Here is an 11,405-nt window from a genome sequence, read left to right on the forward strand (position 1 = left end):
GCGTCCTGGGAGAACACGCATACATCGCGGCCGTCGACGGTGCCGTAGCCGGTGACGACACCGTCGCCGAGGGGCCGGTTCTCACCCAATCCGAAGTTCTGGGACCGGTGCCGCGCCAACGCGTCGAGTTCGACGAACGAGCCCTCGTCGAGCAGGGCGGTGATCCGCTCGCGGGCGGTCAACTTGCCTTTCGCGTGGACCTTGTCCACTGCCGCTTCACCCGACGGAACTTCCGCATCCGCGAGACGTTTACGAAGATCGGCCAACTTACCCGCAGTGGTATGGATATCGGGTTCGGTTGTGGTCATGAAGAGTGTCCCTTACGTTCTCGGTGCGAAAGGTCGATGGAGCGGGGAGGTCAACGGGTAGCCAGCGACCGGGCGATGACCAGTCGCTGAATCTGGTTGGTGCCCTCGAAGATCTGCGTGATCTTGGCCTCGCGCATGTAGCGCTCGACACGGAAGTCCCTGGTGTATCCGTAGCCGCCGAAGACCTGCACGGCGTCGGTGGTCACCTTCATGGCTGCATCGGTGGCGATCAACTTGGCCACGGATGCGTTGCGGGAGTAGGGAAGTCCGGCGTCCCGGCGGCGGGCCGCATCGAGGTAGGTGGCGCGGGCGGAGTCGACCGCCGCAGCCATGTCGGCCAGCACGAAGCCCAGACCCTGGTGATCGATGATCTTCTTGCCGAACGCAGTGCGCTCCTGAGAGTATTTCACCGCATCGTCGAGTGCTGCCTGGGCAATTCCGACTGCGACAGCAGCAATTCCGAGCCTTCCCGCATCGAGCGCGCTGAAGGCGATCTGGAGCCCTTGACCCTCCTCGCCGATCCGCCACTCGGTGGGGACGTGCACGTTGTCGTAGTGCGCAGAGGTCGTGGGGATCGCGTGCAATCCCATCTTCTCCTCGGGCTTGCCGAAGCTCAGACCATCGGTTCCGCCGGGCACGAGGAAGCACGAGATGCCTTTGGAGCCTTCGCCGGTGCGGGCGAACAGGTTGTAGAAGTCTGCCACTCCCCCGTGCGTGATCCACGCCTTCGACCCGGTCACCGTGTAACCGCCGTCGGTTGCGGTGGCCTTGCAGCTCAGCGCGGCAGCGTCCGAGCCCGCCTGTGCCTCGGACAGCGAGTACGCACCGATCTGGGCACCGCCGAGCATGACGGGGAGCTTGTCTTCCTTCTGCTGATCGGTGCCGAACGCCATCAGTGGGTGGCAGGCCAGGCCATGCACGCTCACCGCAACTGCCACTGCCGCCCAGCGAGATGCCAACTCCTCGAGAACCTGGAGGTAGACCTCGTACGGTTGACCGCCGCCGCCCCATTCCTCCGCGTACGGGAGGCTGAGCAGCCCTGCTTCGCCCAGAGTCGCGAACACTCCTTCGGGATAGGCCTCACGGCGCTCGTGATCGTCGACGATGGGGTCGAGCACCTTGTCTGCCACATCGCGGGTGAGCGCGAGAAGGTCACGCGCTTCGGCAGTAGGCAACAGACGATCGACGGGCACGGACAACCTCCGGGGCGTTCAGCATCAGTACTGCAGGGTGATCCGCAGTACTGATGCACAGTACTGCACAAGTCGATGCAGTACCATCACTGGCGTGAACGCACCCGTGACCTCGCATGCCACGGCACGCCGTTCCGAGCTTTTCGACCAGCTCGTGAGTCTGTTCCTGGCCGAGGGTTTTGCGCACCTGACGCTCGACACCATTGCGGCACGGCTTCGATGCTCCAAATCCACCCTGTACACCTTGGCGTCCAGCAAGGATCAGCTGGTCGGTGGAGCCACCGTGCACTACTTCAAGTCCATGACCACGCAGGTCGAAAATGCGGTTGCCGAGGTGGACGGCACCCGTAATCGGATCACCACCTATCTCACCGCCGTCGGCGCGGCCCTGGAATCGGCATCCGAGCAATTCATGACCGATCTCGCGTCCCTCGAATCTGCCCGTTCGGTATACGAGCGCAACACCGCGATCGCCGCCCGTCGTGTTCAAGAATTGATCAGCGAAGGCGTGGCCAGCGGCGAAGTGCGGGACGTGCACGCAGCATTCGTCGGCGACGTCGCCTCCTCGGTCATGGTTCGAATCCAGACCCGCGAAGTGTTTCGGTTGACCGGACTGAGCGATGGCGACGCATACCTCGAACTGGCGAAATTGTTGACGGCCGGCATCGGCGCGTAGCGCCGGAACAGGAATGAATTCGTCCCTGCAGGCGCTGTAGTGTGCGAACACAGTTGATCCTTCAACGAAAGAGCACGCGATGAAGAAGATCGGATTCCTGTCCTTCGGACATTGGTCCCCGTCCCCGCAGTCACAGACGCGGTCGGCGTCGGACGTCCTACTGCAGTCGATCGACCTGGCGGTCGCAGCCGAAGAACTCGGAGCCGACGGGGCGTACTACCGCGTCCATCACTTCGCCAACCAACTCGCGTCGCCGTTTCCACTGCTCGCTGCTGTAGGTGCGCGAACGAGCACCATCGAAATCGGCACCGGTGTCATCGACATGCGATACGAGAATCCGTTCTACATGGCCGAGGACTCGGGTTCTGCCGATCTCATCTCGGGTGGACGGTTGCAGCTCGGTGTCAGCCGAGGATCGCCCGAACAGGTCATCGAGGGCTACCGCCACTTCGGATACACGCCCGCCGAGGGCACCGACCAGGCCGATATGGCTCGTGAGCACACCCGCATCTACCTCGATCTCCTCGAGGGCAAGGGCTTCGCACAGCCGAATCCGCGGCCGATGTTCCCCAATCCGCCCGGACTGCTGCGCCTCGAACCGCACTCCCCCGGGCTGCGTCAACGTATCTGGTGGGGTGCCGGCACCCGCGAGAGCGCTGAATGGACCGCGCGTCAGGGCATGAACCTGATGAGCTCGACCCTGCTCAGCGAAGACACCGGAGTGCCCTTTCACCAACTGCAGGCCGAGCAGATCGAACGCTTCCACAAGGCGTGGAGCGACGCCGGGCATGGCTTCAATCCGCGAACCTCCGTCAGTCGGAGCATCTTTCCGATCGTGAGCGACCTCGATCGTGCCTACTTCGGACGTGAAGGTAGCGGCGAGGATCAGGTCGGTTACCTCGACGGCGGCAAGGCCCGATTCGGCAAGACCTACGCGGGTGAGCCCGATCGACTGATCGAAGAACTGGCCGCTGACGAAGCAATTGCAGCCGCCGACACCCTGCTGCTCACCGTTCCCAACCAGCTGGGGGTGGACTACTGCGCGCACGTGGTCGAGACCTTGCTGCGCGATGTCGCTCCTGCGCTGGGGTGGCGCTGATCACCTGGTGAACGGCGGCGTTTGGGCTGGGTGCGCCTGGGTATTGGCAGCGAGTTCATCCTCCACCATCTGCCGGGAGTTCCCATGCTCAAACGCGACGTATCCGCGCGCCTCGATGTCGACATCACCGCGGCCACCACACTCGAATTTCAGATCGCAGTTGCACCGCACCCAGGGACGACCGTGACCGAGTCGCTGTCCTTCGTTCTCGACGGTAACCCGATCGAGGCGAAGGAAGTCAGCGGTCCGCACGGCAATCGAATTCACGTCATGCCCGCCGATGTCGGCAATCTGCAGGTCTCCTACGACGCGACCATTCTGGGTAACACCACCCCGGCACCGGTCACCGATTACGACATGTCGCTCTACCTACGCCCGAGCCGCTACGCCGAGGCCGACAAGTTCTACGGTTTCGCCGCAACGGAATTCGGCGCGTACGCCGATTCCGAGGAGCTGCTCGCCAAGATATCCGCATGGGTGGGTGCACGGCTGAGTTACGTTCCGGGAAGCAGTGATCCGATCGACGGAGCTGTCGACACACTACTGGCCGGCCAGGGCGTGTGCCGCGACTACTCCCATCTGGTGGTCGCCATGCTGCGCGCGGTCAATGTTCCCGCCCGTCTCGTTGCGGTGTACGCGCCCGGCTGCGATCCGATGGACTTCCACGCGGTCGCCGAAGCGTTCGTGGGCGGCCAGTGGCGTGTCGTCGACGCCACGTGCCTCGCTCCTCGTTCGACGCTGGTGCGCATTTCGGTCGGTCGCGACGCTGCCGATACCGCGTTCCTGGACAACCACAAGGGTGCGATCACGCTGAACAGTTCGGTGGTCACCGCCGTGGTCGACGGCGACCTTCCCCATGACGACATCACCGAGCTGGTCTCACTCACCTGACATCACACCTTCCTGTGACGCAGATCACTCAAGGGTGGCGTTTGCTTCGCGCGAGAAAAACCGACTAAGTATCCGTTACCAGCAATCACAGCCACCTGAGAGGGACCAGCATGAGCTTCATCGACAAGGCCAAGAACGCAGCAGAAGACGCCATCGGCAAGGCGAAGGAAGTTGTGGGCGACGCCACGGACAACAAGGACCTCGAGGCCGAGGGCAAGAAGGATCAGGGTTCGGCAGGCGTGAAGAAGGTCGGCGAGAACATCAAGGACACCTTCAAGTAACCACCCCAGCTCATCGAGTGCCGCCGATCTCGATGATCGGCGGCACTTGCACTTCATCCCACTATGACGCTCGAGAACGGAAACGCCCTGATGTCCCCATCGACCGATACCACGACCACCGAGCGACGCGGCGGATTCGCCTCGAAGCTCGCCCTGCTCATCACACTCGTACTGGTCGCAGCACTGGTGATCTTCGTTCTGCAGAACACCGTGCACACCACGATCAACTTCCTGGGCTGGAACTTCGACCTCGGCCAAGGAGTCTCTCTACTCGGCGCAGCTGCCGTCGGTGCCGTCATCACGCTGACCGCTACCGCCGCACTGAAGGTACGACGCGCAGTTCGCTGACCATTGTCGACCGGCCCCGGGGCCGGTCGACAGACGATCAGTGACCCCCGGGATCGCTCAGCGATTTGTCTTCTCCGGCCTTCACGCGCTTTCGCTCGAGCAGCACCAGAACGATTCCCGATACGAGCAGAACAAGCGCAACCACCACCCCGATCCAGGCCCACCCCGCAAATCCGTAGCCTGCGGCAGTGAGTGTCAACCCGAGACACACCAGCGCCAGACCGATGCAGATGTAACCCGGCCAATTGCGGGTGTCCACGATCGCCTCACCCGCGTGACCTCGTACCGTCCTGTGGTCGTCGGGGGTCTCACTGTCGGAATCGGTGGTGTTCTCGCCTGCCATGGGGATCCTCTCCGGATTCGGACGGTTCACCCCGTCCGGGGCGAACCGTCCTGGTCGGCTGCCCGCTCGGTACCGGCGGTAAACCTGACCTCGGACAGGACGATCAGTCGTGCCATCCCACCGCGGCGAACGGCGCATTGCTCGTCACGCGGCCGACGATGCCCGCGTGCGCAAAATCCTTGGCAGCGGCGACGGCGTCGAGCACGTCCGTGCCCTTGGCAAGTTCTGCGGTGATTGCTGCAGCGAAGACGCATCCAGCCCCGGACACGCGTTCGTCGCCCACCTTGGAGGCTCGCAACACGGTCAGTTCGGACCCGTCGTAGACGACGTCGACGGCCTCGTCACCGGGCAATCCGGCACCGCCCTTGACCACCACGTACCGAGGTCCGAGGTCTGCGATCCTCTTCGCAGCCTCGCCGAGTTCGTCGACGGAGGTGATGGAGTCCATTCCGGACAGGGTCTGAGCTTCGAAGAGGTTCGGTGTGACGACGGTGGCCAGCGGAAGGATCTCGCGCCGCAGTGCATTGTCGGTGTCCAGCGCTGCGCCCGGCTCCTGGCCTTTGCAGATCAACACCGGATCGACCACCACATGCCGCCACGATTGCAGGCGCAGCGAGGCTGCGACGGTTTCGACGGTCGCAGGCGTACCGAGCATGCCGATCTTGACGACATCGAGATCGTGTGCAGCAGTGGCAACTTCGATCTGATCGGCGATGACCGAGCTGTCGATGGGAACGAAACGATGCCCCCAGCCGGCCTTCGGATCGAACGACACGATGCACGTGATCGTCCCGACCCCGTAGACCCCGAGTCGCTCGAATGTCTTGAGATCGGCTTGCAGACCGGCTCCACCGGTGGCTTCCGAACCTGCGATGACATACGCGATTGTCGACATGCTTCCAGTATGACAACCGGCGATCGCTGTCGAAAAAGGTGGTCGCTCCGGCTGTCCGCTGCCCTCTCGCTCCCGATCCACCGTGTCGGTAAAGTCCCTCGGAAGCAACACCACGACCGACTCGAGGAGCATTACCCGATGACCACCACCGACGTCGACGCGATCGTCATCGGCAGCGGCCACAACGGGTTGGTCGCCGCTGCCGCGATGGCCGATGCAGGCTGGGACGTAGTGGTCCTCGAAGCAGCCGAACATCCCGGCGGTGCCGTTCGAAGCGCAGAGCTGGTTCCCGGGTTCACCAGCGACCTCTACAGCGCGTTCTACCCGATGGCGCTCGCCTCACCCGCCATGACGGCGCTCGAGCTCGAGAACTACGGGCTGCAGTGGTCGCACTCCCCCACGGTCTACGGCCATGCACGGTCGGCACAGGACACCCACGCCCCGGTCGTCCACCACGACGTCGAGGTCACCGCTGCGCTGCTGGCCGAACACGACAAGCGGGACGGCGACACCTGGCTGCGGCTCTTCGAGCAGTGGGAACGCGTTCGTAAGCCACTTCTCGATTCACTGTTCGGGCCTTTTCCACCCGTGGCATCCGGGGCACGGCTGGTTCGTACCCTCGGCCTGTCCGAGACACTGCGTTTCGCGCGTTTCGCTGCCCTGCCTGCGCGGGTGATGGCTCACGAGCTGTTCCACAGCGAGGCCGCGAGGTGCCTGTTGCTGGGCAACGCCATGCACGGTGACGTGCCCACCGACGCTCCCGCGAGCGGAATGATGGGCTACCTGCTCACGATGCTCGCCCAGGACGTCGGCTATCCGGTACCGGTGGGTGGATCGTCTGCGTTGACCACCGCCCTGATTCGCCGGGGGGCCGCGTCGGGTGCCGGTCTCCAATGCGGGCAAGGAGTCGAGTCCATCGAGGTGAGCGGTGGCCGCGCCCGCGTTGTGCATACCGCGGCCGGAGATACCTTCCGTGCGCGCAGAGCGATCGTGGCCGACGTCTCGGCACCCTCACTGTACGGTTCACTGCTTCCGTTCGACGCCGTGCCGCGACGTCTGCACGAGGACCTTCGTGCCTTCGAGTGGGACACCCCGGTGGTGAAGGTGAACTACGCCCTCGATCGCCGAATACCATGGAATTCAACGTCTTTGGCCGATGCCGGCACAGTCCACCTAGGGGCGGACGACAACGGCCTCGTGCATTGGGCAGCAGACCTCACCACCGGCGTTCTTCCGGAGAGCCCGTTCATGCTGTTCGGCCAAATGACCACTGCCGACAGGAGCAGGTCGCCGGAGGGCACCGAAAGCGCCTGGGCCTACACGCATCTGCCCCGAGGCGTCGTCGACGATGCCGCCGCCGACATCGTGGCGGACCGCGTCGACCGCGTCCTCGACGCCCACGCACCCGGATTTCTGGATTCGGTCGTCGGGCGGGTGGTCCAGCGGCCGAGCGATCTCCACGGAGCCGATGCCAATCTGTACGGCGGCGCAGTGAACGGCGGGACGGCGCAGCTCCAGCAACAGTTGATCTTCCGGCCGACGCCGGGTCTCGGGCGGTCGGAGACCCCGGTGGAGGGGTTGTTCTTGGGTTCGGCATCGGCACACCCCGGTGGCGGGGTCCACGGGGCGGCCGGCCTGAACGCTGCACGCGCGGCGCTCGGCCAGCGAGGCGCACGGGGCTGGATGAAGAAGAAGATCACCAGCTCACTCATCGAATTCTTGGCCCGTTGACGGCGTTACCGAATCGAGACATTTCGTTACCGAATCGAGATCTTGCACGCAGCCCTTTCGCAATTGCACGCTGACATCGTTGACTGCACAACGACTCAGCGTCTTGCATCCTTCGGGTACACCGACCGGGACGAGCGCTTCGGGGAAGAGGTCACCACATGCTCACGAGCACTGCAACCATGGAACGCTCCCTTCGCGATGACGAAGGCGTATTTCGACTCGAAACCGTTCTGCATCCGGACGGTCGCCACACACTGCGCGCTTTCGGCGAGCTGGACATGTCCACTCGGGCCGAGTTCGTCCACAGTCTCGACCGCCTGGCATCGACCTCCGATCGCGTGACGGTCGATCTGGCGGAGGTGTCGTTCATGTACTCGGGCGTCGCCAACGCGATCATCGACGCCACATACGTACATCCCGGCAAGATTGCCGTTTTCGCTCCGGCCCGCTCGGTACGCATGGTGCTGGACGTGCTGGGCGCAGGCGGTCTGTTGATCGACGACTTTCGGTCCTGAACCGTCCTCCACAACGGGTAACGTCGGGATCATGTCAGAGGTGCCGGCCGAAGGCCCATTCGAAATCATGTCGGATGCGTACGACTCGACGACGGTGCTCACCGTTCGCGGCGAACTCGATCTCGATACCCTCCCCGAACTGTCTGCCACAGCGTTTCCCGCGGCCGACACTGCAGAAGGGGGGCTCGTCGTGGACCTGACCGACGTGAGCTTTCTGTCGTCGAGCGCAATCACCGTGCTGGTACGAGTGTGCAATCGTCTGCCCGATTCATCACGGATGGCGCTGGTGGCAGTCAGCGGCGTCGTCGTCAGACCGGTGCAGCTCAGCGGGATCGATCGTGTGATGGCAACGTTCGCAACCGTTTCGGACGCAGTGGCCCACGTGCGGTCCACGGCTCACGACAGCGAGATCGAACGATGACGCATCCACCTTCGCTACAGAGGTGGAGCCACACCGCACAGGCAGAGTCGAACGTGGCGACCACGATCCGACGACGGCTGCACAGTTGGGTTCTCGAACTCGGTGTGGACCGATCTCTGGTGGACGACATCGTGCTCGGTGTCTACGAGGCCCTCGCCAACGTGGTCGAGCACGCGTACTCCTCGGCACCCGAGACCGGAACCATGACGATCACCGTGACCTACGAACACGAGACGCTGACCGTCACCATCTCCGACACCGGAACGTGGCGCCCACCGACACCGACGACGGGTCGCAGCCACGGTCTGCAACTCGCCGCCGCGGTGGCCGATGACCTCTCGGTCGATCACCGACCGGGACTGGGCACCGTGGTGACAGCGGTCTGGAGCAGGCCGCTCGCTGCGGCCGGCCGCACCTGATCACCCGCCCACCCGTACCGACTCGGAGGAGTGCACATGACCGCTTCGGCAGCCGACCTGCTTGCGACCGCACCGTGCGGAGTGTTCTCTATCGACGTCGTCAGCGGCAGAATTCTGTACGCGAACGAGGCGGCCGCCCGAATCACTGCTCGAAGCCGCGACGCGCTCGTCGGCACCGCCGTCGCAGATTTGTTCAGCGCCGAGTTCGCGCCTGTGTTGTCCGACCTGCTCGAGGCCGCGTCGAACTCGGATTCCCATTCGCCGATCGGGGCGACGGCGCAGTTGACCGGCGGGCCCGAGCGTGCTTCGTCGACGGCAGTGTCCATGCTCGCGAACAGTATTCGCGAGGAATCGGGCGCGGTGACGGTGACGATGACGCTGCACAACGAGACCGAAGGCCGCGTGCGTGAGAAGGATCTGGTCGACGCGCGAAGGTTCGCCGAGGCGGCGCAGGACGACGCCGAGGCAGCTCTCGACAGGTCCCAGGATGCCTTGGGAGCTTCGGAGGAAGCACGAAAACTGGCCGAGGCCGAGAGAACGCAGGTGCAGATCCTGGCGTCGACTCTGCAGCGGACGCTCTTGCCGCCGATCCTGTCCGCTCCGACGGGCATGAACGTCGCCGCCCACTACCACCCGGCGTCCCTCGACGAAGTCGGCGGGGATTTCTACGATGTGTTTCCACTCGACAAAGACACCTGGGGCTTCTTCCTCGGTGATGTGAGCGGCAAAGGCGCGGGAGCTGCTGCAGTCACTTCACTGACCCGGTACACGCTGCGGGCCGCAGCGGTGTTCGACCGCAACCCGATCTCGGTGTTGGAGAACCTCAATACCGTTCTGCACCACGAGTTTCACGGAGACGACCCGAGGTTCTGCACGGTGGTGTTCGGCACCATCACCCCTGGACCGGACGGCGCGGTGGTGCATCTCGCCAGCGGTGGGCACCCACCTGCGATACGGGTCACCCACGATGCCGAAGTCGATTACGTCGACACGACCGGTGGCCAACTCGTCGGAGCCCTGTCCGAGCCCCACTTCGCGTCGGCCTCGGTGACACTGCGGGCCGGTGACGTCATGACTTTCTACACCGATGGACTCACCGAGGCCATCGTCGGACCCGGCCGAACTCGGTTCGACGACGACGGCAGCCTCGAATCGTTTGTCGCAGCAAAGGGTCCCACCACCGCAGCGAAAATCGTCGACGACCTCACCGTGCTGCTGGCATCGTTCGGCGACGGACTTCAGGACGACGTGGCGCTACTTTCCTTCGAGGTCCCCCCGGCCGTGGCCGATTCAGAATCAGTCGAGTCGGCAGTTGCCGACCACCAGCCCGAACGGATGCGCTAGACGAACGCCCCGATGCCGGGCTCGAATCGAATCGACGGCCGATCGTTCGGTCCCACGAGCGTCACATGGGCGCGGACTCGGTAGACCCGCTCGATCAACTCCTCGGTCAGCACCTCGGCGGGGGCTCCGGCCGCCACCACTGCGCCTTCCGACAGCACCACCAGCTGGGTACAGAACATTGCCGCCAGGTTCAGATCGTGCAGTGCGATGACGCTGGTGATGGGCAATCGTGCAACGAGCGCGAGCAATTCGAGCTGATGATGGATGTCGAGGTGATTGGTCGGCTCGTCGAGGAGAAGTTCCCGCGGCTCCTGCGCCAGAGCGCGCGCGATCTGTGCTCGCTGGCGTTCTCCCCCGGACAGCTGATGCCACAGACGGTGCGCCTTGTCCGCCAACCCGGTGTGCCGCAGCGCTGAATCCACGGCCGCTGCGTCGGCGGCCGCGTCGCCGCCGAATGCACCACGATGCGGAATGCGCCCGAGTCGAACGATGTCGGCGACGGTGATGTCGAAGTCGGTGTCGGCGTGCTGACTCACCACGGCAACGACTTTCGCCACGTCCTTGCGACGCATCGTGGACAACTCGGCACCATCGAGGGTCACGACGCCGGAGGTGGCTTTGACGGCACCGTTCATCAAGTGCAGCAGCGAGGATTTGCCGGAACCGTTGGGTCCGAGCAGCCCGACGGTATCGCCGGGGCCGGGCTCGAGCGACACTCCGTCGACGACGAGTGCACCGCCGCGACGCCAGGTGAGATCGGTTGCCGAGAGCGTCATGACGCCTTCTTCCGTCTGGACAGGATGGCGATGAAGGCGGGAACACCGACCAGTGCAGTCCCCACCCCACCGGCAACGGGGTCGGTGCGAACGCAATGCGGGACACCGCGTCGACCCACACCATGAAGACCGCTCCGATCAGCGCAGTGACCGGAATCAGCCGAC

The 11,405-nt window shown here is 64.2% G+C and carries 15 protein-coding genes and 1 pseudogene; 10 read left to right on the forward strand and 6 right to left on the reverse strand.

Annotated elements, in window-relative coordinates; genetic code table 11:
- Together RHODMAR_RS20960 and RHODMAR_RS20965 are read right to left on the reverse strand one after the other, a co-directional pair.
- A partial coding sequence (locus RHODMAR_RS20960) for a carboxyl transferase domain-containing protein (protein WP_008718573.1) occupies positions 1-308 on the reverse strand: 308 nt, incomplete at its 3' end.
- A 50-nt stretch (positions 309-358) separates the two neighbouring features.
- Positions 359-1,501, reverse strand: a complete 1,143-nt coding sequence (locus RHODMAR_RS20965) for an acyl-CoA dehydrogenase family protein (protein ID WP_008718574.1) — start codon at positions 1,499-1,501, stop codon at positions 359-361.
- A 94-nt stretch (positions 1,502-1,595) separates the two neighbouring features.
- On the opposite strand from RHODMAR_RS20965, the gene RHODMAR_RS20970 reads away from it, so the two are divergent.
- The 5 genes from RHODMAR_RS20970 to RHODMAR_RS20990 all read left to right on the forward strand — a co-directional run bounded on the left by RHODMAR_RS20970 (position 1,596) and on the right by RHODMAR_RS20990 (position 4,796).
- The gene (locus RHODMAR_RS20970; protein WP_230074079.1) at positions 1,596-2,177 is read left to right on the forward strand and encodes a TetR/AcrR family transcriptional regulator; all 582 of its coding nucleotides are present in this window, start codon (positions 1,596-1,598) and stop codon (positions 2,175-2,177) included.
- A 79-nt stretch (positions 2,178-2,256) separates the two neighbouring features.
- A complete protein-coding gene (locus RHODMAR_RS20975; RefSeq protein WP_008718577.1) occupies positions 2,257-3,276 on the forward strand; it encodes an LLM class flavin-dependent oxidoreductase in 1,020 nt (339 codons plus the stop codon).
- Between the two features lie 84 nt (positions 3,277-3,360).
- On the forward strand, positions 3,361-4,167 hold the full coding sequence (locus RHODMAR_RS20980; protein WP_008718578.1) for a transglutaminase-like domain-containing protein: 807 nt from the start codon (positions 3,361-3,363) through the stop codon (positions 4,165-4,167).
- A 110-nt stretch (positions 4,168-4,277) separates the two neighbouring features.
- Entirely contained in the window at positions 4,278-4,448 is a 171-nt protein-coding gene (locus RHODMAR_RS20985) for a CsbD family protein (protein ID WP_008718579.1), read from the forward strand.
- 63 nt (positions 4,449-4,511) lie between these two features.
- Positions 4,512-4,796 (forward strand): LapA family protein, encoded by a 285-nt coding sequence (locus RHODMAR_RS20990; protein ID WP_008718581.1) that lies wholly within the window; start codon positions 4,512-4,514, stop codon positions 4,794-4,796.
- 37 nt (positions 4,797-4,833) lie between these two features.
- On the opposite strand, the gene RHODMAR_RS20995 is transcribed toward RHODMAR_RS20990, so the two are convergent.
- Both RHODMAR_RS20995 and thiD read right to left on the reverse strand, forming a co-directional pair.
- The gene (locus tag RHODMAR_RS20995; protein WP_008718582.1) at positions 4,834-5,139 is read right to left on the reverse strand and encodes a hypothetical protein; all 306 of its coding nucleotides are present in this window, start codon (positions 5,137-5,139) and stop codon (positions 4,834-4,836) included.
- A 103-nt stretch (positions 5,140-5,242) separates the two neighbouring features.
- Positions 5,243-6,034, reverse strand: a complete 792-nt coding sequence (gene thiD / locus RHODMAR_RS21000; protein ID WP_008718583.1) for a bifunctional hydroxymethylpyrimidine kinase/phosphomethylpyrimidine kinase — start codon at positions 6,032-6,034, stop codon at positions 5,243-5,245.
- 138 nt (positions 6,035-6,172) lie between these two features.
- Here thiD and RHODMAR_RS21005 point away from each other — a divergent pair, with 138 nt between their 5' ends.
- The 5 genes from RHODMAR_RS21005 (at position 6,173) to RHODMAR_RS21025 (ending at position 10,464) form a co-directional block, all read left to right on the forward strand.
- On the forward strand, positions 6,173-7,765 hold the full coding sequence (locus tag RHODMAR_RS21005) for a phytoene desaturase family protein (RefSeq protein ID WP_008718584.1): 1,593 nt from the start codon (positions 6,173-6,175) through the stop codon (positions 7,763-7,765).
- Positions 7,766-7,944: 179 nt separating this feature from the next.
- Complete coding sequence (locus tag RHODMAR_RS21010; protein ID WP_157226160.1) at positions 7,945-8,280, forward strand: STAS domain-containing protein; 336 nt, start codon at positions 7,945-7,947, stop codon at positions 8,278-8,280.
- Positions 8,281-8,311: 31 nt separating this feature from the next.
- Positions 8,312-8,701 carry an STAS domain-containing protein gene (locus RHODMAR_RS21015; RefSeq protein ID WP_008718586.1) on the forward strand — a complete coding sequence of 130 codons (390 nt, stop codon included), beginning with the start codon at positions 8,312-8,314 and terminating at the stop codon, positions 8,699-8,701.
- Positions 8,702-8,754: 53 nt separating this feature from the next.
- Positions 8,755-9,120 (forward strand): ATP-binding protein, encoded by a 366-nt coding sequence (locus tag RHODMAR_RS21020; protein ID WP_157226161.1) that lies wholly within the window; start codon positions 8,755-8,757, stop codon positions 9,118-9,120.
- A 36-nt stretch (positions 9,121-9,156) separates the two neighbouring features.
- On the forward strand, positions 9,157-10,464 hold the full coding sequence (locus RHODMAR_RS21025) for a PP2C family protein-serine/threonine phosphatase (protein WP_008718589.1): 1,308 nt from the start codon (positions 9,157-9,159) through the stop codon (positions 10,462-10,464).
- Here RHODMAR_RS21025 and RHODMAR_RS21030 read toward each other — a convergent pair.
- Entirely contained in the window at positions 10,461-11,240 is a 780-nt protein-coding gene (locus tag RHODMAR_RS21030) for an ABC transporter ATP-binding protein (RefSeq protein ID WP_008718590.1), read from the reverse strand. The genes RHODMAR_RS21025 and RHODMAR_RS21030 overlap by 4 nt on opposite strands.
- Positions 11,237-11,405: pseudogene (locus RHODMAR_RS29205) on the reverse strand (iron chelate uptake ABC transporter family permease subunit); the annotation flags it as partial. The pseudogene RHODMAR_RS29205 and the gene RHODMAR_RS21030, both read right to left, overlap by 4 nt.

Origin of the sequence: Rhodococcus sp. AW25M09 (assembly GCF_000333955.1) — a bacterium.
Lineage (GTDB): Bacteria > Actinomycetota > Actinomycetes > Mycobacteriales > Mycobacteriaceae > Rhodococcoides.